General features: G+C 46.9%; 17 protein-coding genes. 7 read left to right on the forward strand and 10 right to left on the reverse strand.

What is annotated here, in order from left to right:
• Window positions 1-14: 14 nt before the first annotated feature.
• The 7 genes from ACLWBD_RS12595 to ACLWBD_RS12625 all read right to left on the reverse strand — a co-directional run bounded on the left by ACLWBD_RS12595 (window position 15) and on the right by ACLWBD_RS12625 (window position 8,322).
• The gene (locus ACLWBD_RS12595) at window positions 15-1,232 is read right to left on the reverse strand and encodes a BamA/TamA family outer membrane protein (RefSeq protein WP_081112107.1); all 1,218 of its coding nucleotides are present in this window, start codon (window positions 1,230-1,232) and stop codon (window positions 15-17) included.
• Between the two features lie 49 nt (window positions 1,233-1,281).
• A complete protein-coding gene (locus tag ACLWBD_RS12600; RefSeq protein ID WP_413568406.1) occupies window positions 1,282-2,343 on the reverse strand; it encodes a hypothetical protein in 1,062 nt (353 codons plus the stop codon).
• Entirely contained in the window at window positions 2,306-2,848 is a 543-nt protein-coding gene (locus tag ACLWBD_RS12605; RefSeq protein ID WP_063204750.1) for a hemerythrin domain-containing protein, read from the reverse strand. Before ACLWBD_RS12605 ends, ACLWBD_RS12600 begins: the two co-directional genes overlap by 38 nt.
• 73 nt (window positions 2,849-2,921) lie before the next feature.
• Window positions 2,922-3,776 carry a cyanophycinase gene (locus tag ACLWBD_RS12610; RefSeq protein ID WP_413568407.1) on the reverse strand — a complete coding sequence of 285 codons (855 nt, stop codon included), beginning with the start codon at window positions 3,774-3,776 and terminating at the stop codon, window positions 2,922-2,924.
• Entirely contained in the window at window positions 3,736-4,893 is a 1,158-nt protein-coding gene (locus tag ACLWBD_RS12615) for an amidohydrolase family protein (RefSeq protein WP_413568408.1), read from the reverse strand. Before ACLWBD_RS12615 ends, ACLWBD_RS12610 begins: the two co-directional genes overlap by 41 nt.
• A gap of 1 nt (window position 4,894) precedes the next feature.
• Window positions 4,895-7,573 carry a cyanophycin synthetase gene (gene cphA, locus ACLWBD_RS12620; protein WP_413568409.1) on the reverse strand — a complete coding sequence of 893 codons (2,679 nt, stop codon included), beginning with the start codon at window positions 7,571-7,573 and terminating at the stop codon, window positions 4,895-4,897.
• Window positions 7,574-7,773: 200 nt separating this feature from the next.
• Window positions 7,774-8,322, reverse strand: a complete 549-nt coding sequence (locus ACLWBD_RS12625; RefSeq protein WP_413568410.1) for a hemerythrin domain-containing protein — start codon at window positions 8,320-8,322, stop codon at window positions 7,774-7,776.
• A gap of 159 nt (window positions 8,323-8,481) precedes the next feature.
• On the opposite strand from ACLWBD_RS12625, the gene ACLWBD_RS12630 reads away from it, so the two are divergent.
• A complete protein-coding gene (locus tag ACLWBD_RS12630) occupies window positions 8,482-8,685 on the forward strand; it encodes a hypothetical protein (RefSeq protein WP_413568411.1) in 204 nt (67 codons plus the stop codon).
• A gap of 33 nt (window positions 8,686-8,718) precedes the next feature.
• Here the strand turns inward: ACLWBD_RS12630 and ACLWBD_RS12635 are convergent, their stop codons facing one another.
• The 3 genes from ACLWBD_RS12635 to ACLWBD_RS12645 are packed head-to-tail and all read right to left on the reverse strand — an operon-like array spanning window position 8,719 to window position 12,339.
• On the reverse strand, window positions 8,719-9,888 hold the full coding sequence (locus ACLWBD_RS12635; RefSeq protein WP_063204755.1) for a zinc-dependent alcohol dehydrogenase: 1,170 nt from the start codon (window positions 9,886-9,888) through the stop codon (window positions 8,719-8,721).
• Between the two features lie 11 nt (window positions 9,889-9,899).
• Window positions 9,900-10,466, reverse strand: a complete 567-nt coding sequence (locus ACLWBD_RS12640) for an SRPBCC family protein (protein ID WP_413568412.1) — start codon at window positions 10,464-10,466, stop codon at window positions 9,900-9,902.
• Window positions 10,467-10,488: 22 nt separating this feature from the next.
• The gene (locus tag ACLWBD_RS12645; protein WP_413568413.1) at window positions 10,489-12,339 is read right to left on the reverse strand and encodes a glycoside hydrolase family 2 protein; all 1,851 of its coding nucleotides are present in this window, start codon (window positions 12,337-12,339) and stop codon (window positions 10,489-10,491) included.
• 176 nt (window positions 12,340-12,515) lie between these two features.
• Between ACLWBD_RS12645 and ACLWBD_RS12650 the strand changes: the two genes are divergently transcribed.
• The 6 genes from ACLWBD_RS12650 to ACLWBD_RS12675 are packed head-to-tail and all read left to right on the forward strand — an operon-like array spanning window position 12,516 to window position 19,972.
• Window positions 12,516-13,700 carry a glycosyltransferase family 1 protein gene (locus ACLWBD_RS12650; RefSeq protein WP_413568414.1) on the forward strand — a complete coding sequence of 395 codons (1,185 nt, stop codon included), beginning with the start codon at window positions 12,516-12,518 and terminating at the stop codon, window positions 13,698-13,700.
• Window positions 13,701-13,730: 30 nt separating this feature from the next.
• Window positions 13,731-15,872 (forward strand): family 1 glycosylhydrolase, encoded by a 2,142-nt coding sequence (locus tag ACLWBD_RS12655; protein ID WP_413568415.1) that lies wholly within the window; start codon window positions 13,731-13,733, stop codon window positions 15,870-15,872.
• A gap of 9 nt (window positions 15,873-15,881) precedes the next feature.
• Window positions 15,882-17,030 (forward strand): UDP-galactopyranose mutase, encoded by a 1,149-nt coding sequence (gene glf, locus ACLWBD_RS12660; protein ID WP_063204760.1) that lies wholly within the window; start codon window positions 15,882-15,884, stop codon window positions 17,028-17,030.
• A gap of 12 nt (window positions 17,031-17,042) precedes the next feature.
• Window positions 17,043-18,065 (forward strand): UDP-glucose 4-epimerase GalE, encoded by a 1,023-nt coding sequence (gene galE / locus ACLWBD_RS12665; RefSeq protein WP_063204761.1) that lies wholly within the window; start codon window positions 17,043-17,045, stop codon window positions 18,063-18,065.
• Between the two features lie 8 nt (window positions 18,066-18,073).
• Window positions 18,074-19,180: a Gfo/Idh/MocA family protein gene (locus ACLWBD_RS12670; RefSeq protein ID WP_063204762.1), complete on the forward strand. Its 1,107-nt coding sequence runs from the start codon at window positions 18,074-18,076 to the stop codon at window positions 19,178-19,180.
• Window positions 19,181-19,219: 39 nt separating this feature from the next.
• Window positions 19,220-19,972 carry a hypothetical protein gene (locus ACLWBD_RS12675; protein WP_413568416.1) on the forward strand — a complete coding sequence of 251 codons (753 nt, stop codon included), beginning with the start codon at window positions 19,220-19,222 and terminating at the stop codon, window positions 19,970-19,972.
• Window positions 19,973-20,199 lie beyond the last annotated feature (227 nt).

Genomic DNA, 20,199 nt, shown 5'->3' on the forward strand with positions numbered 1-20,199 from the left:
ATCTCCTCCGAAGATTAAAAAGCCTGACCGACACTAAAGTACCAGGAAATTTCGCCATCACCGCTGGCAACATCGACACGAAAATCGACGGGATTATTGCTGGCGATCTTAAAGCGCAACCCCGTTCCTCCACTGGTCAAGGTGTCATCGAAATTCACTTCATCCAGATCGTGCACCACCTGTCCCATCCCGGCGAAAAGAACAAGCCCCCAGCGGTCAGTGAAGCGATAGCGATATTCCGCCTGCGCCGCCCATAAAACGCGGTCCCGGTATTTACCGGCTTCAAACCCCCGCAAATCACTTTGAGATCCGAACATGGGTAAAGAGTAAAACGGCACATCACCGTAGACAGTTTCTGCAAGCCCCCTCATTGCGAGAACGTGCGCCGGAGCTAAACCAAAATAGCGATTGTAGGAAAGACTGTAGGTCTGATAGTCATGATTTTCTCCGAAGTCTTTGTCATGGAATAAAGCGTTTCCACTTAAGAGTCCGCCCTTGGTGGGATAAAAGGTGTCATTTCTGGAATCATACTCGATCTTAAGACCGGGCACCCACGTGGATGTTGTTAACTTTTCATCGATGAAAGCCGGCATATTGAAATCAGGAAAAGTATTCTCCAATTCAAAAGCCACTAATGTCAGACCGACATAAAGACGATCGAAAATTTTTGGTGTTACTTGCAAACCTGCAAACTTGACATCTTGCTGAAGTAGCACTGAATTTTCTTTGTTTTGCGGAAAGCGACCCACGCCGTAAAAGTTGGTCAACATACGAGCCGTTCCGAGCGCAACCCCCACTCGCCAACGATCTTCACGCAAACGACCTAAGTAACCAATGGCTCCTCCATAAGATTTCTTCTCGGTTCCAAAGGCGGCCGCACCTATGACACTTGGCGACTCCCCTTCTTTGTGGGAAAAAATATACTGCGCCACCAAGGCCAGTCCCCATTCTTGTGACGGATTGTAAAATGGAATAGGAGCAAGCACCCATTCAGAGTCTTTGTTTTTAATTTGGGGATTGACCGGCAATTGTTCAGTGGGTTTAGCCGCATTCAAGTTTCGACGATCCAACGAATCTAAAGCATCAATATCATCGAAATCTGAATACACCCTCGCTTGTGATTGATTGTAGCTAGAATTCGCGTCGTCCGCATAAGCATCTTCTTGCGCCCAGCAAAAAGCAGGCAGCAAAACTAGGGTCACCACAAAAAGGGCTGCAAATATTCCCCGCATATTATTAGTGGATGCTCGTTCCAGAACTCAGTCAAAGCGACTTTTGTTTTTAGCGATCTTTCTGCCAAAATTCAAAAGACGCAGAAAAAATCACTCCGAATTCACTGGACGTTAGAGCCCCTTCTTCATGGCCATTGAAAGTCTGAAAATAAAGACCCATGGTCGATTGATAATGAGCTTGTTTAAAATTCACGCCGATACTTCCAAGATCACGAAAATAGGATGCACCAGACATGTGCTGAAAACCAAAAAGCACATCCATTTCAGATCCGCGATACGTGTGTGCTCCCAAAGAAAGACTCCAGAATTTATCTTGGGGTGATTCAAAGGCATAACTCAGATCCGCTAAGATTTTCCAACGCTCCATGTTCCACCCCTGCCCCATCGTCACTCCTAAAAGAGGATCTCGGTCCGGGGAGTAGCGGCGCAGATCGTTGGTGACAGAACTTGTGATTGTGTTCCCTTCGGAATCGAGATTCAGGGCTCGCCAACTGATAGATAGACCTGTCGTGTATTTATCTGAAACTTGCCACATCAGTCCGGGCTGTACGTAAAAGAACATTTGCTGTTGAAAATCTTTTTCAGAGGCGACAGGCGTTTTTTGAAAAGTCATAACGTCTTTTTCTTGGAAATCGACTCCCACTGTAAACCCCCAAGCCGTTTTGCTTGAAATAGGGCCAGCGTAAGAAAGACCCACCAAAGATCTTTCATAAGTGATTTCTGAATCGGAGCTAGCAGTTTGTGTGTACTGGGTGTAATTCGAAAACTCGGAATAAAAAAGACTGAGACGAAGATTTTCGTCATAGGGAGACGAATAGCCTGTAAACAGCGGGCGAGAATTCAATTGCCCTTCGCTTTTTAATCCTTCCCGTTGACCTAATTCAGAGTAACCAATGGCGGTTCCGGCGACAGACAAAAAAGATTTTTTATCTGCAGCAAACGCTAAACCCGCTGGATTGAATAAAACATTCCCTGCGGAACCCTCAAGGGCCGCGCCCGCGTTTCCTAGAAAAGCCTCAAAGTGACCGGCGGGGCTCGAGATCAACGATCCTTGCGCCGGTTGAAAATAAATATTACTGAATATGGCGATTGTTATTGTTACGAAGCGCATCCGACATTTCTGGGGGCATCAGGTTCGTGATCATATCCAAGGTTGTTCCCATGAATCCTTTCTCACTGACTTCCATCTTCATATCCAAAAATTCGTCTGTCATCGCTTCGGCTTCTTCATCAGTAAAAAGACCTTGTGCGGTGGTGAACATGTGGCCTTCTTCTTCTTGAATGTGATGTTCTAAGGACTGGCGGAGTTTCCTTGCCGTGGCCTTCCACGGTAAGTTTGCTTTGTCTTGCACTTGCAGGACACGCAACAGACCTTCGGCTTCCATGTGTTCGCGATACGCGTGCATGGCTTCATCTTTAGACGCCTCTAGCATACGTAGAGAGTTGTAAAGCACCGCCTCTTCTGCGCGCGCATGTGGAATCAGAGCTTCGACGATCTGCTCAATTAAGTCGGACCGTTCTTTCGAGGCTTCTCGAGTCTCATCAAGCTCAAGCAAGCGGGCTAAGAGTTCTTTTACATCGTCATGATCTTTACGGAGAGCTTCATAAATAAGCATAGTATCCTCGCTTTAAAAATTTATGATTCAACCGCGCGGAGCCGGTGGCAAGTCCGGCGTCAGCCGGCTTGTTCTAAGACAGGGACAGCGCCGTGCGTTTTTTCAAATCAAAGACTTCAGGTTCAGAAAGAACATGTAGCTTCACATCATGAATCGACATCGTCTGGTCCGCAGAGGCCTCAGAAATATTTGTGTACGTTACGCCCCGGCCATCTAAGACGTAAACTGCATTTTCACCCATGATACGAAACTTTTCATTTTCAACGATGATCGCCGTCCCTTCATCAATCCCAATTCCCAAGACGCCGGGATTTAGGGCGACCGCCCCCAAAAGTCTGCCAATACGACCCCGCTGAGCAAAGTGCTGATCGATGATTAAACTTTCCACAAATCGCATTCCCGGAGCCATCATCCAATTTCCCACCTTGTGGGATTCGGCATTTTCTCCTCCAACAAGCATGATTTCACCCATCACACTTGCTCCGGCAGATGTTCCTGCAAGCGTTCCTCCTTTTTTAAAAACGTCGATGATGTAATCCATCACCAAGGTGCCACCAAGCTTACTGGTCAGCTTTAACTGATCCCCACCGGTGAAAAAAACCACCTTCGCTTTATCGAACATTTTTTGCAGGTCCATACTGCGCACTTCTTCGGGTTGATTGCAGTGAAAGTGTTCAATTTTTTTGACACCCATTTTTTTAAAGATTTCGCGGTACTCGGGATAAACTTCTTCGGGCACTTCACTAGCGGCGGTGATAACAATGAGCTTTCCGCCATTCACTCGTGCGGCGATTTCTTTTAAGATTCTTTTTTCTCCTGTTTTATCCTCACGTCCCCCAATGATAATGAGTGTTCCGTGGGGATGGAGTACTTTGACATGTCTGGCTTCAGATCGACGGATCTTTTTCTTTGCGGATTCCATAAACATCAAATTCCCTTCTTGATTCAGGAGGTCTGTTAATGAAATTTAATTTTCCATCTTTCATCAGGATCTGTCCTCGGGAAATTACATGTTTCATCTCAAAGGTCTGTTTATCAAACACAGCGATGTCGGCGTCACAGCCGACGGCAAGGCGCCCTTTCCGGCTGAGTTTCAAGGCTTGAGCCGTGTTGCTAGTAAAATGTTTTAACAAATCCTCGAGTTTAAAACCATGTTTAAGCACACAGGTTCTTAATTCATACCAAAGATCTGCAGGTGGGCCTTTGCTGGCGTCAGATGACACGGTCAATTGATCCAAGGGACCTTTCATTTCCAAATAGACTTGATACCAATAACTGAAATCACGATCCCACAAATCAAGATCCACGTAACATCCTCGTCGCGCCATCTCGACAGCCTCTTTGATAAGAGCTTCGCTGCGACCGATATGAGTGATGTGAAAGTTTCCGGGTAAGACGACATGTTTTTCCATCAAATCACGCAAGGTCTGCATTCGACGAATGCCATCGCCCACGTGGATGTGAGAGATGCCTGGCTTATTTGCCAACATCCCGCCAACATAGGAATCAATGCAGGCTTTCGCTAAGTCTTTAATATCGGGCTCTGGAGCACGGCGATCGGCGATGGCAAGTTCTCCGACACCAATCACTTCGGGAATAAAAATAAGATCGTTGCGAACAGAATCCGTCAAAGTTTTCGGAGGACAATCATACCCACCCGTATAACAATAAGCCGTCAGCCCTAACTCATTGAAGGCTTTACAGCGAGCGATAAGCTCGGGCATAGACTTTGTTGTCGTATCGACTCCAATAGTGCCGATCAGTGTCGTCACACCGCCAGCGACGGCTTCGGATAATAAAATACTCATGGACTGTGAATGAAAGCCTCCGATTTCGCCACTGCCCCCCGCTAAGTGCAGGTGAGGATCAATCAGTCCCGGGATCAGATAGCAGCCCGAGCAATCCAGACTTTCGATTTCAAGATCTTTAAGCGTTGCTGCTTCAAGTTTTCCGATTTTACTAATACTAGTCCCTGAGACAAAAATATCTTGTCCCAGAAACTGTGTACCATCGAAATACTGACCCTTCTGCAAGTATATAAACATCTTACTGCCACGCTACGTGTGAGTCTTCCTGATAAGGTCTTTCTTCAGGTTGTGGCAATGACAACACAGAAACTGGATCATATTCGCGCATCGCCTTCATCACGGCACTGACATCCTCGTACAGAATCACGAGAATTTCATCCTCCTGAATCTCTGAAAGACCTTGGCTGACCGCCTCTTCTTCTTTCAGACAGATCTCATGTTCCAAGCCTTGGAAGTCTTTGTTGTACAGGTCCGTGATAAGCCGGGGAAGCTCACCTGGAGCGCGTCCACGAAGGTCGGCATCGTCGCGCAAAATAACTTTGTCAAAGTACTCTGCTGCTTTTCTAGCTCCCGAAAGAACAATTTCGGTGGAGCGATCGCCCGGCAATCCTAACACCACAGTCTTTTTAAAGTTCGTCCATCGACGAAGCATTTCTCCAACATTCGTGATGGCATCGGCGTTATGACCATAATCTAAAATCGCATATCCCGGTCCGACACGATAGAGATTCAAGCGGCCTTTGTTTTCTGATGCGGGGTGGAAGTTTTGGATGGAATCTAAAATTCGTTCTGCCGGTACACCCATCGCAATTCCCGCCGCTAACGCCGCCAGAATATTTGAAATTTGGAATTCCGCCATGCCCCCTAAAGTGATCGGCATATCACTAGCGTACGCCAAGCTTTGCACACGACCTTTATAAGACATGACTAAGTGTCCGTCTTCAAGCCAGCAGGCATCTCGTCCCATCGCCAGTTGTTCATCGAATCCCGGACTATCCGGTTTCGTCGAAAAAACGATGATGTTGCAACCATGTTTTTTCACCCGGTTGTTGTTGATCAGGGACATGCAGTGCTCATCATCCGCATTCAGAACTAGGGTCCCTCCGCGACGAACGCGTTCTGCGACCAGGGATTTGATCCATAAGATATCATCGACAGTTTCAATACCGTCTTGTCCGATGTGATCTGAACGGATATTGGTGATGATTCCCACATCCGACCAATCATAGGCCAAACCACCGCGAAGCAAGCCTCCGCGGGCCAATTCTAAAACAGCACAATCCACGGCTTGATCACTCAAAACCATGTCGGCCGATAAAGGCCCTGAACAATCCCCTGAGCAAATTTTCTTTTCACCAATCCAGATTCCGTCAGTATTCGTCATGCCGACACATTTTTTTCCACTGTCAGACATGATCTTGTGAAGAAGCCGAGCCACGGTGGTTTTACCATTCGTCCCGGTGACACTGATAATAGGAATACGGGCTTCTTCTTCATTTTTGTACATCATATCCACAATCATGGAGCCGACATGAGGTTCATCTTCTGTTTTCCCCAGAAGATGCATACGCAAACCAGGACCCGCGTTCACTTCGATAATAACCAGACCACTTTCGGTGACAGACTTCGAGATGTCCTTTGAAATGATATCGATGCCACATATATCAAGACCGACAAGACGGGCGATGCGCTCACAAAGGATTCGAACCTCGGCCGATGCGACGTTGGTCACATCAATCGCCGTTCCCCCACTTGAAAGATTTGCGTTTCCACGAAGGGTTATTTTTTGTTCTGCGCCCGGAATACTTTCTAAAGTTAAGCCTTGCTTCGCCAAGTGTTGAATCAGAATCGGATCCACAACCACTTTAGATAAATAACTTTCGTGGCCTTCACCACGAAGTGGGTCTGCATTCAATTTTTCAATCAATAACGAGATAGAGCTTTGGCCGTCGCCGATAACAAAAGGAGGCACTCGCTCTGCCGCCGCAGCGAACTTGCCATCAATAACCAACACACGATAGTCCCGGCCTTGCTGCATTTCTTCAATAATGAAACGCGACGAGAGGGCCTTCGCATTATGGTAAGCCTGCTTTAACTCTTCCACGTTTTGGAGGTTTAAGTGAACTCCCTCGCCGTGATGACCATCAAAAGGTTTTAAAACATAAGGAGCGGAAAGCCCTTCGATGGCAGAAGCAATTTCTTCTTCATCATAAATAGTGACTCCATGGGGAACAGGGATCAGCGCCTGTCGCAAAAGAGATTTCGTCATCTCTTTGTCTTGCACCAGGTCCGCTGCAATCAGGCTTGTCCGATCGGTGATAGCCGATTGCACGCGTCTTTGCTTCACACCATAACCCAGCTGAATCAGACTTTCTGAACCAATGCGTTTTGTCGGGATTTTCTTTTTCTTTGCGGCCTTAACTAAGCAGTCGGCACTTGGCCCCAAGGCACTGCGCTTGCATGCTTTTTTAATATTGTTTAAGAAATAAGGTACGTCGACACTCGTGTTGTGCAACACATCTTCGACGAGATTGAAAGCCGAACGAAGGCACTCCACCATGCCTCCCTCATTATCAAAGCGAATGATCACATCATAAAGGCCCGGTTTCCCCGCATAGCGAGACTTACCATAAGTCATATCCATTCCGCTCATCGTAGAAAGCTCTAGGGCCACGTGCTCAATGATGTGAGCCATGTAGGTTCCTCTTTCTAAGCGTTGGAAAAATCCCCCAGGAACGCCTGGTGAACACGTATGATCGTAAAGACTGGGAAGAGCTGTTTTAAGCCCATCGACAAAACCAGGAATTTCATTGCTGGGCTTATCTGTCCACTCTTCAAGACTCACTCTCATGACCATAACAGGAAGATGGTGATAGACATTGGGACCATAGATCGGTTTAAAACTGACGATTTTCATGAAGCAGCTCCATTTGCAACCACTACAATTAACACGTCGTTTTGTAGGCAAGCCAACAGGCGATCTTAAAATTTCTGACTTTTAATTACGCCCTGAGTTTTTTTATTGTCGTTTGTCCACAGAGTTTATTTTCGCTTGATTCGGGACAAAAATTTCTTGGGAAAAAGCCGTATTGCTGTTTGGCAACACGGCTTTCATTTTTAGATCTGACGTTGATGAGAGCTCGAATGGCTGTGCTTTTGGCTGAGAGGATGCATCAGAATTTCTATGTCCTCTTCCAAAGCTTCCTCCACTTTGGTTTTGTATTTATTTTTCATTTCTTTCATATCTTCAGCAATTTGTTGTTCTTGTTCTTTCGTAAACCATTTTTTAGCTTGCGGAAAGATTTCGCCTTCTTCTTCTTCGACGTGGTGTTCGACGATCTCACAAAGAACTTTTATTTTTGCTTTCCATTCTTCTTCTTCCGCATCCATGCGAGAAAGCTCATTTAAAAGAAGCGCCATCACGTGATGTTCTTCTCCGCCTTCCCACGCCAGCTCTTCTCCTTCTTTTTCTTTAGCGGCCGTTTTTAAGGGCTCATAGAAAACTTGCTCTTCAGCTTTGGCATGGGCCGTGAGTTCTGTTTTTAAAGTATCGAAAAGATGTTCAGCTTCAGCGTATTCTTCGCCGTCCAGGCAGTCTTCGATTTTTTCGAAAAGTTGTTCGACTTCGCGGTGGTCTTTTTTCAGCATGTCATAAATGCTTGCCATAATTACCCCCCTTTTTATCCTTATAATCTCCACAATACCTTTTCAAAATATGAGTGAGCACATCCTGTGTCGAATGACGTGGTCGTTTCCGTGTCTTCGTCGAGGGGAAAAAATGACGAGTTTTGATAAGATGAAGAAGTGAAACAACCAGGAGGTCTTATGCATACCCATGGAAGATCCGTTAAAGGTCATATCAAAGACACCGAGCGCGATAAAAAGCGGGATAGCTATCAAACCACCGGCGGAAGACAGAATATGCGCCAAACCCCTGAAAAGAACACTCACAATTATACGCGAGATGATCTGGGATACAGTGACCGTGATACCCGGGGCTACGACAAACACCACAAAGGAAATTATTAAAAGAAAGCCCGCGTTTATCGCGGGCTTTTCAATTTAGTTTTTGATAACGACTTTGACGCAACTGTCTTGTTTATCTTTAAACATCTTATATGCGTCCGGTGCTTGGTCGATGGAAATGCGATGAGTGATAAGGAACGATGGATCCACTCTTCCTTGCAAAATCAGATCTAAAAGTTCTGGCATATACTTTTTGACATGAGTTTGTCCCATCTTCATCGTCAAAGCTTTCCCGAAAGCTGCTCCCATGGGAACTTTATCAAGCAAGCCTCCATAAACACCTGGAATCGAGACGGTTCCCCCCTTTCGGCAGGCCTGAATCGCTTGGCGAAGTGCTACAGGTCGATCCGTCGTCATCTTCGCCACCATTTTCACATGCTCGTACTTGCTGTAAAGATCCGTCCCGTGCGCCTCCATTCCCACCGCATCAATGCAAGAATCGGGACCGCGTCCTCCCGTCATAATATTTAAGGAATCCAACACGTCGACTTCCTCATAGTTTAAGGTCTCGGCATTGCAAACTTCACGGGCCATACGCAAACGCTCTGGAACATGGTCGATTGCGATCACGCGCTCGGCTCCCAGCAAATACGCACTTTGGATTGCAAAAAGTCCGACGGGACCACATCCCCAGACCGCGACTGTATCACCTCTTTGAATATTGCAGTTCACCGCCGCCATGTATCCTGTGGGAAAGATATCACTAAGAAAAAGTAATTTATCATCGTCCATATCTTTGGGAACAACCAGGGGTCCCACATCCCCGTAAGGGACGCGCGCATACTCGGCCTGGCCGCCGGCATAACCGCCATACATGTGCGAATAACCGAAAAGTCCAGCGCCGCCGTGACCATAAACTTTTTCGGCAACTTCGGGTTTAGGGTTGCTGTTATCACAAAGAGAGTAATCCTTGCGCTCACAGAAAAAACAATGACCGCATGAGATATTAAACGGCACAACGACTTTATCACCGATCTTTAAGTTTTTCACGCTGGGACCCAGCTCAACAACTTCACCCATAAACTCATGACCTAAGATATCCCCTTTTTGCATCGTCGGAATAACACCGTCGTACAAATGCAGATCAGAACCACAAATCGCCGTCGAGGTGATCTTCACCACGATATCGCGAGGATTGAGAATGCGTGGATCTGGAACCTTTTCAACTTCAACATGGTTACTTCCTTGCCAACAAACTGCTCTCATCGGTGCCTCCTTTAATGAAGTGCCGTTTTAGTTTCGTGTTCTCGATTATTTCCTGCGGGCTGCCCTTCGACGGTCGGTATTTCTCGGGCTTCAAAGAGGGCACGCAACTTAAACAAATTTAAACGCAGATTTCTGCCGGGGCTTTCTCCAAGAAGTTTTTCGAAAAGCTCAGTGATTTTCCCACCTGGAAGATCATATGCCAGCTTCACTTTCACCTGCGTACCACGTCCGTAAGGCAACTCTAAAAACTCCACCCGACCGGAATGCTGAAGATCTTCCGTCGCCCCGGTTGATTTCCAGGCAATCAAAGAAAAAGGCACCTCTTGAACAATTTCGCAGTCCCATTCAATGGTTTTTTTTCCCTTCAGGGCCTTCCACACCCAATGAGATCTTGTTTCTGACGTCACGACTACGGATTCTAACTGCTCCGTGAAAAGAGTGAAGTGAGTCACATCCCGCCAGAAATTATAAAGCTCTTGAGCGGAAGCTTTAATGGTGATGGCTTCTTCCGTATAGACATCATCGGGCAAGGTGTTCACGCGCTGGCTTTCCTTTGAACTGACTATTTCTTTTTCCATGAATTTTCCTTTCGCTTAGAAATTAAACATCCAAATCGGGTTCAGGAGGAGGCAATGGTGGCGGCTGCGGAGTCGATAACAACTCACCTCGAGTATAACCCGCCCCCCGTGTCGCCCGCGCCATCGCATTGATTGAAAACTTCGGAGTGCGATCGGCTTTAAAAAGACCATTGGCCTCTTGGAAAGTGTCTGTAAATTGCGTGTAACAGAAGCCGCAAAAAAGTTCGATGCGGTGAATAGAGTCCATTAACTTTTCATATTTTCTTCTGAACTCTCCTGAAGATTGCACTGAAGAATATCCCCAGGTGGATGTTCTTTCAGATGGGTCAACAAAGGCGATGCCGCCAAACTCAGTGATCATCACCGGTTGGCCTCCGTGCGGATAACCTTCAACGGTTAGCACACGCCCGCCGGGGCGATACTTCGTCAAGACATCACCAATATTTTGATGAGAGGTGTATTTTTTTAAAAGACGATCTGGCTGATCATCGTAGTCGTGAATTCCTAACAGATCTGTGGCGGTGCTTTCCCAACCATCATTGCCAATGCAGGGGCGTGTCGGATCTAAAGTTTTTGTGATGTGATACAGAGCCTGCACGCAGTGCTGATGACTCTCTTTTTCAGCCAAGTCCGGAACACCCCAGGATTCGTTAAAAGGCACCCATAGAATCACACTGGGATGGTTCATATCTCGATCAATGACTTCCACCCATTCTTTCAGGATTCTTTCCACCGATTCATGCGTGAAGCGATACGCACTAGGCATCTCACCCCAAACTACAAGTCCTAAAACATCGGCCCAATAGAAGAACTCGGGATCTTCAATCTTTTGATGCTTACGAACTCCATTAAATCCCGCAGCCTTAATCAGTTCGATGTCCGTTTTTAAAGACTCGGATGAAGGAGGTGTCATAAATGTATCAGGCCAGTACCCTTGATCCAGAACCATACGCAAATAATAAGGCCGACCATTTAACATAAATCGATCGCCATGAAAGGCGACGCTTCGAAGTGCGGTATAGCTTTTGATTTTATCTAAAAGAAAATTACGATCCCACAACTCAACATGAACTGTTATCAGTGTGGGCTTTTCTGGGCTCCACAAAAGTTCGTTGCGAAAGTCATCAATTCCTGGATCCGAAAAAGCAATACGACGATGCACTTCCTTATGAACGACGTCGTAAGAGTCTTGTGCTAACAGTTTGCCGTCGCATTCCATGCGCACCCGCACTTGCAGCCCGTCGGCGCAAGGACCGGCAACAAAAACTTCGCAACCGACTTCCCATCTTTCGATAAGAGGAGTCAAACGCAGTTTTTCTATATATGTCTCAAAGACTTCTTCAATCCAGACGGTCTGCCAAATCCCGCTCGTGCGGGGATACCAGATGCTATGCGGGTCCTTTTGCCAGTCCTGCTTTCCACGCGGCTTTGCCAAATCGAAAGGATCATCGTCCGCACAGACTGAAATCACTTGATCGCCACTATCGCTTAACGCTTCCGTGATATCCAAAGTGAAAGGTGTGTGACCACCTTCATGGCAGCCGATGTACGAATTATTCACCCACACTTTCGCTTGATAATCGACGGCGCCAAAATGCAATAAGATGCGCTTGCGTGCAATTCGTTGCACCTCAAAACGACGTTGGTACCAACAGCGAGGATGAAATCCCGTATCGCCGATTCCACTGGCTTTACACTCTGGCACAAAAGGCACCTGGATTTTAAGTGGCCATTCTTTAATTTGTGACGGGTGTGAAAATACCTGTGCATCATCAAACAAAAAAGACCAACTGCCGTTGAGTGACATCCAATTACTTCGTTGAAAGTTTTTTCGAGGATACGGATCTAAGGTGATTTCATTTCGCTGTGGCATGGAACCCTCCGCGTTAGCTAGAGCGCAACTGCTTCTAAATATGAAAGCCTGTTGTCGTTTTCGCACTATGTATTTAGGCACCGGCCTCGGAGACCTTTTGAAACCGCATTCAAATTGGATTCAAAATAAAACTCACCAAAAAACATTTTCCCTCAACAACTTTCGAAAGGTGCAACATGAGTCTTACTTGTGAAGCTTCAGACTTGCTTGTGTTCTCTCATCTCCGCTGGAACTTTGTATTCCAAAGACCTCAACATCTTATGTCGCGTTTCGCGACCTTTCGTCGAGTGTACTTCATCGAAGAGCCGATTTTTCATTCGGCTGATGAAGCGGAGTTGGAACTTCATCAGTCCAAAGAAGGTGTGACCGTGGTCGTCCCTCACCTCCCAGAAAAAATCGGAGCGAAGGATCATGATTTAGTTCTGCAAAAGCTGCTGGATAATTTAATGAATGAAGAAATGATTGAAGACTACGCGGCCTGGTACTACACGCCGATGGCGCTGAACTTCAGTCGTCATCTTTCGCCTTCCGTGACTATTTATGACTGCATGGATGAGCTTTCTAAATTTCACGGAGCCCCCCGCGAACTATTAGACCGCGAGCAAGAACTATTAACAAAGGCCGACTTGGTATTCACCGGTGGCTACTCGCTGTATGAAGCAAAAAAAGACCGACATGAACATGTTCATCCGTTTCCAAGTGGAATCGACATTCATCACTTCAATACGGCTCGAGGCAATAAGAATGATCCCGAAGATCAAAAACACATTCCTCATCCACGCATGGGCTTTATTGGCGTGATCGACGAAAGAATGGATATTGATCTTGTTCGCCAGACGGCAGAACTTCGTCCCGACTGGAACTTTATTATGATTGGCCCCGTCGTAAAGATCGATCCAGAAAGCTTACCGAAGCTTCCCAATATTTATTATCTAGGTAAGAAGGACTACGCCGATCTTCCAAAATACATGGCGGGTTGGGATTGCGCCTTGATGCCTTTCGCTCGCAACGAGGCCACTCGTTTTATCAGTCCCACTAAAACTCCGGAATATTTGGCCGCCGGCTGTCCCGTGGTTTCCACACCTATTCGCGATGTGGTTGAGCCCTACGGCAATCGCAAACTTGTCGCCATTGGCGAAACCGCTCAAGAATTTGTGGCTCATATCGAAGAGGCTCTGGATCGCAACAAGTACGATGCCGACTGGCTGGATGTTGTTGATGAATTTTTAAAAGACATCACTTGGGACGAGACCTGGAAAAAGATGGCGCATTTAGAAACACATCATACCCGTCTCAAAGCCATGCTACCGGGACTGAAGAACGCGGATTCCATGAACATCAACTTTTTACGAGGAATGTGATTTGTGACCAAACCAGAAATTTGGATAGGCATGGAATGCACGTTGAATCGGGTTGGTAACAGATACTTCAACCAGCTTGATTATAACGGCCACCTTCTTAGAGATAGCGACTTAGATATGTTTGCCCAATTAGGTGCTAAACGCATTCGCTATCCTTGTGTTTGGGAGCAGGTCTCAAGCAAAGAAGGCGTCTATAGCTGGCAGGGCATGGACCAGCGCTTGGACGCTCTTCGAAAACGGGGACTTGTGCCCATCGCAGGACTGCTTCATCATGGAAGTGGTCCCCTATTCACGAATCTTTTAGATCCCCAGTTCCCTGAAAAATTGGCGCGTTATGCGCGCGACTTCGCAAGCCGCTATCCTTGGATTAATGACTACACTCCCATCAACGAAATTCTAACCACTGCCCGCTTTAGCTGTCTTTATGGTCATTGGTTTCCTCATCGTCACGACGATCGTAGTTTCACGAAAGCGCTGTACTTACAGTGCAAAGCCACGTCCCTGGCCATGCAGGAGATTCGCAAAATCAACCCCGAGGCCCGACTGATTCAAACCGAAGACATGGGACGTGTTGAAAGCACGGAGCTGCTGACTTACCAACGCGATTTTGAAAACAATCGTCGCTGGTTAAGCTTTGATCTTTTAATGGGAAAAGTCGATTCTGTCCATCCTCTTTACACTTATGTAAAACACGGTGTGACCGACGCCGAATTAAAATGGCTGCAAGACAATCCATGCATCCCTGATATTCTAGGTATTAATCACTACCAGCTTAGCAATCGCTATTTAGATGAACGCTTAGAGTACTATCCTTCTTTCCTGCACGGAGGGAATCATCTGCACGCTTATGCGGATGTCGGTGCTATCGATACCGGGCAACTTGTCTCTGCGTCACCTTACACTATTTTCAAAGAAGTCTGTGATCGTTACCATCTGCCGCTCGCCGTCACCGAAGTTCATACGCGCGGGTACCGTGAAGATCAAATGCTGTGGATGTCAGAAATTTGGCAAGCCACCACGAAGCTTTTGACAGAGGGTGCTGATATTCGTGCGGTCACGGCCTGGAGTCTTCTCGGAACCTTCAACTGGAATACGCTGTGCACACGTGATGAAAGATTTTACGAACCCGGAGTGTATGATCTGCGCACGCCCGACGGTAAACCTCGCGCCACCGTTTTGACGAAGATGGTGAAGTCGCTTTCGGAAACAGGGACATTTGAGCATCCTCTTTTAAACGAAACTGTGCGTTGGCGAAATCCCTCCCGGGCGCTCTATGCTCCGGCTTCTCTGTATTCAGAACTTTCCGTACCGTCAAAAAATCGCAAAGCCGTTTTAATTACTGGAGGAAGAGGAACTTTGGGTCGCGCATTTGCTCGCGCGTGTGCCATTCGAAACATCCCCTACTTTCTTTTAGATCGCAGTCGCTTGGATATAACCAACCGCGAAAAGGTGCGCGAGATTCTGAACGATATCAAACCTTGGGCGGTGATCAATGCCGCAGGCTATGTCAAAGTCGATCGCGCGGAATTTGAGGCCTTGAAATGTTTTAAAGAAAATGTCGAAGGTCCTCGCATCTTAGCCGAAGAATGCGCAAAGGATCACATCGCATTTCTGACTTTTTCGTCCGACATGGTTTTTGATGGGCTTCAAGAGAATCCCTATTTAGAAAGCAGTCAGGTAGCTCCGCTAAATGTTTATGGACGATCTAAAGCTCAAGCTGAAGAAAAAGTTCTGACCGCCTACGATCAGGCCCTGGTGGTACGCACAAGTTCCTTCTTTGGCCCCTGGGACGAATACAACTTTGTCACTCGATGTTTAAAAACTGTTAATCGTAATTTGAATTTTTATGCACCGGAAGACACGAAGGTTTCGCCGACATATGTGCCGGATCTCGTGAATGCCAGTTTGGATCTTCTGGTCGATCAGGAAAAAGGATTGATTCATTTAACAAACGACGCCGATGTCAGTTGGTCCGACTTTGCCGCGATGGCGGCCAGTCATCTTCCGGAAAACAAATCCGACTACATCATCAAAAAGTCGTACCAAGAAATGGGAGCCGTGGCACGTCGGCCAGCCCACAGTTCATTAAGCAGTGAACGCTATCGACTGCTGCCGCGTTTAGAAGATGCTTTGGACAGATACTTTCAACAACTGGAAATAGCGATTCAATAAGGAGACAACATGAAAACGGAAATTGGAATTGCAGGTGCTGGATTCGCAGGAGCCGTTTTAGCCCGAGAACTTGCCGAGACGGGTCGCTTTAAAATCACGGTCTTTGATGAGCGCGAACACATTGCGGGAAACTGTCACACCGTTCGTGATCCCGAAACCGGCGTTATGGTGCATGAGTATGGTCCGCATATTTTTAATACCAGTCGCCAAGATGTCTGGGACTATGTCAACCGCTGGTCCCCCTTCATTCCTTTTACAAATCGTGTGAAGGCCGTCACGGAAAAAGGTGTTTTCTCTTTGCCAGTCAATCTTTTGACCATCAATCAGTTCTTTCAAAAAAAAATGACTCCTCTAGAAGCCGAAGAATTTATTAAAGAGCAAAGTAAGAAGGATATTTCAGAACCTCAAACTTTTGAAGAGCAGGCTTTGAAATTCTTAGGACCCGATCTTTATCGAAATTTCTTTTATGGTTACACGAAAAAACAATGGGGTGTTGAACCTACAGAACTGCCCGCCTCGATCTTAAAGCGTCTGCCCGTGCGGTTTAACTATGACGACAACTACTACAATCAGAAATACCAGGGCATCCCACAAGAAGGATACACGGCTATTGTCAAAAAAATCCTGGATCACCCTGCGATTGAGGTCCGTCTAAAAACGCGTCTGTCTCCGGAAGACAAATCCAAGTTCCATCATATCTTTTGGAGTGGTCCTATGGACGGGTATTTTAAATTTAAATTAGGACGTCTGCGCTACCGCACTTTGAAGTTTGAGCGCTTTACTGCCGAGGGCGATTTTCAAGGAAATCCGGTCATCAATTATTGCGAAGAACAAGTCCCGTACACACGCATCACCGAACACAAGCACTTCGCCCCCTGGGAAGAACACCAAAAGACGGTCTGCTTTAAAGAGTACAGCGCCCTGTGTACCGAAAAAGATACGCCTTACTATCCCTTGCGTCTTTCTGAAGACATGTCGTTGTTAAAACAATACATGGAGCTTGCAGAGTCAGAAAAAAATGTGACCTTCATCGGTCGCCTCGGAACCTATCGCTATCTCGACATGCATGTCGTGATCGGCGAATCCCTAGATCTTGCCAAAGTATGTTTAGACAAAAACACAGCAGAATGGCCCCGCTTTAGCCATTCTCCGATTTAAAGGAGGAAAGTTATGCGTGTATTAGTTACTGGCGGCGCCGGTTACATCGGAAGTCACGTGGTTCGCCAACTTATTGAGGAAGGTCACCAAGTGCTGGTCCTTGATGATCTGTCAGAGGGGCATTTAAAGGCGGTTCATCCGGAAGCTCTTTTTATTCCCGGAAGCACGGCCCACTCGGAACTATTGGTTAAAACTTTTCAAGAATACAGAATCGAGGCTGTTTTGCACTTTGCCGCAAATATCGAAGTGGCAGAAAGCGTCGAGAACCCATACAAATATTATCACAACAATGTTTCAAATACGGTGACACTTTTGCACGCTATGCATGAAGCGAAAGTAGAAAAGCTGGTCTTTTCATCCACTGCCGCAGTGTACGGTGAACCGCAAGAAATTCCGGTCGAAGAGCATCACTTGCGTCAACCGGTAAATCCCTATGGCAAAAGTAAAATGATGGTTGAAATGGTCATCGAGGATTTTGCCAAAGCCTATGGCTTGCAGTACGCAATCCTAAGATACTTCAACGTCTGCGGAGCAGCCCCCGATGCAACGATAGGTGAAGATCATCCGCACGAAACTCACTTGATTCCGCGCATTTTAAAATCGGCACTGCAAGCCCAGCCCGAGGTCAAAATATTCGGAACCGACTATCCCACGCCCGATGGAACCTGCGTACGCGATTATGTGCACGTCATGGATTTAGCGACCGCGCATACTTTAGCTTTAACTTCTTTAAGACCCGGTAATAACGAAGTCTATAATATCGGAAGTGAAAAAGGTTTTTCCGTGCGTGAAATTCTGCAAGCCTGCGAAAGAGCAACGCAGGTTGAATTTATCGTCAAAGAAGAAAAGCGTCGGCCCGGAGACCCCGCTGTGCTGGTCGCCAGCAGTCAAAAAATCCAACGTAAATTAGGATGGCAACGAATGTATCCGCACATTGACACCATCATCGCCCACGCCTGGAACTGGCATCGCACTCATCCCAACGGCTACAGCGAAAAGCACGCGGAATTCAAAACACAGTATCAACAACTTTAGGAGGAACTATGAGAGACAATCAAAAAATCCGTTATGCCGTTGTCGGTTTAGGACATATCGCGCAGACGGCCGTTCTGCCGGGTTTCAAAAATGCCAAAAACTCAGTACTGACCGCTTTGGTCTCTGGCGACGAAACCAAACTGAAAAAGTTAGGGAAAAAATATAAGGTCGAAAATCTTTATCACTATGATGATTATGAAGAATGTCTGAGCAGTGGTTTGATTGATGCCGTCTATATTGCCACGCCGAATGTGCATCACCGTGAATTTGCGGAAAAAGCGGCCTATCACGGCATTCACGTCCTTACTGAAAAACCCATCGCTACTACGGTCTCTGACGCGATCTCGATGATGAGAGCCGCCGACCGGAATGATGTGAAAATGATGGTGGCTTACCGTCTTCACTTTGATCCAGCCAACCTTAAGGCCATTGAGATTGCACAAAGTGGCAAGCTGGGCGAGTTGCGCATTTTCAACTCTCTATTTTCCTATCAACTGACAGATCCTACCAACATCCGCCTTCAGGCAGAGCAAGGTGGCGGACCACTTTTAGATATCGGTGTTTATTGTTTAAATGCCGCTCGTTACCTTTTCCGGGATGAGCCTGTGGAATGCTTTGCTTGGACCATGAATAGTTCTGATGAACGTTTTAGCGAAGTTGAAGAGATGATGTCGGTAACATTGCGTTTTCCTGAAACTCGTGTGGCTACTTTCACGATCAGTTTCGGTGCTTCCGACACCGCTTCATATGACGTTGTCGGTACCAAGGGCTGCCTGCGTTTAGAGAACGCTTATGAGTACGCCGAGGACATGGAGCTGACGACGACAATCAATGGAAAAGACAAAACCTACACTTTCAAAAAACACGATCAGTTTGGTCCAGAGCTGGAATACTTCTCTGAATGTATCTTGAAAGATCAACAACCAGAACCTTCCGCAGAAGAGGGTCTTCTTGATATTAAGATTATTGAGGCTCTATTTGAGTCAGCGCGATACGGTAGACCAGTCAAACTCGACTACTTCAAAAAAACGACTCGCCCATCGGAAGCGCAAAAAATTAAAAAGCCGGCTCGGTCGGAACCCGATGTCGTTCACGCCCGCAGCCCTCACAATTAATAACTTGGCTGACATTTCAGCCATAACAAGGAGGAAGACATGGCTACTAGATCAACCAGCTCAAGGAGCTCATCAGGCCGTAGCTCTACTGGCAGAACTCGTTCTTCGTCATCTGGTTCGGGCTCACGCTCGAGCACATCATCATCTCGCTCAGGCGGATCAAGCTCTCGCTCTGGCGGTGAATCCACTCGTCGTGCGTCAGGAAGCTCGTCGGGTCGCGGTTACGAAGATATCTACGAATCTCGTGGTGGCGGACGTGGCTCCTATGAAGACTATGGTGGCCAAGGTTCTCGCCGCTATCAAGATTACGGAGGCAGAGACGACATGTACGAATCTCGCGGTGGTGGTCGCGGATCAGACGACTACGGCAGAGAAGACTACGGTCGTTATGAAGGATCACGCAACTATAGCGGCGGTTATGGTTCGGAAAGAGAACCATCTCGTGGTTATGGCAGCAGCGAACGTTGGAGTGAAGAACGCGGCTCTTCAAGAGGCGGTTCAGGTCGTTACAGCGATCAAGAGCGTGGCATGAGTCAACGTCGCTACTCTGAAGACTTCGACGATGACCGCTCTTCACGTTATGGTCGTGGAGGTTCAAGCTCAAGTCGCGGTCAAGGCACGAACTACAGCAGTCGTGATTTTGACGACGACCGCATGAGCCGAAACTTCAGCGACGACGAAGAAGATACAAGATACGGACGCAGCGGTAGCAGCCGTTGGGAAGATGAGGATGATGACATGGATGACTATGATGAAGTCAACCGCAGTCACCGCTCATCAAATACTTACTAAATCTTTCGCGCGGGAAGACCTATAAAACGAAACAGGTCTTCCTGCCGCATCAACCCAAATTTGAAAACGACATCTATTCAACATTCTTTTTTTGCAGTTACATTTTGGAACTAGCCACAAGAACCGCTCCCCGCGCGGCTTTCAAGACATTCTCTCGTTTTACACATCCATCGTCTGGTTTATTACAGAATGACGTCCTGTTCTTCAAAACCCTTGTCCTGATTTTG

Source organism: Bdellovibrio sp. HCB117 (assembly GCF_047305915.1).
Classification (GTDB): domain Bacteria; phylum Bdellovibrionota; class Bdellovibrionia; order Bdellovibrionales; family Bdellovibrionaceae; genus Bdellovibrio; species Bdellovibrio bacteriovorus_B.

Coding starts and splice junctions, on each gene's coding strand:
- ACLWBD_RS12645 (WP_413568413.1), bottom strand. CDS start 12,339: ATGCCACAGCGAAATGAAATCACCTTAGATCCGTATCCTCGAAAAAAC.
- ACLWBD_RS12600 (WP_413568406.1), bottom strand. CDS start 2,343: ATGCGCTTCGTAACAATAACAATCGCCATATTCAGTAATATTTATTTT.
- glf (WP_063204760.1), top strand. CDS start 15,882: ATGAAAACGGAAATTGGAATTGCAGGTGCTGGATTCGCAGGAGCCGTT.
- galE (WP_063204761.1), top strand. CDS start 17,043: ATGCGTGTATTAGTTACTGGCGGCGCCGGTTACATCGGAAGTCACGTG.
- ACLWBD_RS12635 (WP_063204755.1), bottom strand. CDS start 9,888: ATGAGAGCAGTTTGTTGGCAAGGAAGTAACCATGTTGAAGTTGAAAAG.
- cphA (WP_413568409.1), bottom strand. CDS start 7,573: ATGAAAATCGTCAGTTTTAAACCGATCTATGGTCCCAATGTCTATCAC.
- ACLWBD_RS12615 (WP_413568408.1), bottom strand. CDS start 4,893: ATGTTTATATACTTGCAGAAGGGTCAGTATTTCGATGGTACACAGTTT.
- ACLWBD_RS12640 (WP_413568412.1), bottom strand. CDS start 10,466: ATGGAAAAAGAAATAGTCAGTTCAAAGGAAAGCCAGCGCGTGAACACC.
- ACLWBD_RS12625 (WP_413568410.1), bottom strand. CDS start 8,322: ATGGCAAGCATTTATGACATGCTGAAAAAAGACCACCGCGAAGTCGAA.
- ACLWBD_RS12605 (WP_063204750.1), bottom strand. CDS start 2,848: ATGCTTATTTATGAAGCTCTCCGTAAAGATCATGACGATGTAAAAGAA.
- ACLWBD_RS12650 (WP_413568414.1), top strand. CDS start 12,516: ATGAGTCTTACTTGTGAAGCTTCAGACTTGCTTGTGTTCTCTCATCTC.
- ACLWBD_RS12670 (WP_063204762.1), top strand. CDS start 18,074: ATGAGAGACAATCAAAAAATCCGTTATGCCGTTGTCGGTTTAGGACAT.
- ACLWBD_RS12630 (WP_413568411.1), top strand. CDS start 8,482: ATGCATACCCATGGAAGATCCGTTAAAGGTCATATCAAAGACACCGAG.
- ACLWBD_RS12655 (WP_413568415.1), top strand. CDS start 13,731: ATGGAATGCACGTTGAATCGGGTTGGTAACAGATACTTCAACCAGCTT.
- ACLWBD_RS12610 (WP_413568407.1), bottom strand. CDS start 3,776: ATGTTTATGGAATCCGCAAAGAAAAAGATCCGTCGATCTGAAGCCAGA.
- ACLWBD_RS12595 (WP_081112107.1), bottom strand. CDS start 1,232: ATGCGGGGAATATTTGCAGCCCTTTTTGTGGTGACCCTAGTTTTGCTG.
- ACLWBD_RS12675 (WP_413568416.1), top strand. CDS start 19,220: ATGGCTACTAGATCAACCAGCTCAAGGAGCTCATCAGGCCGTAGCTCT.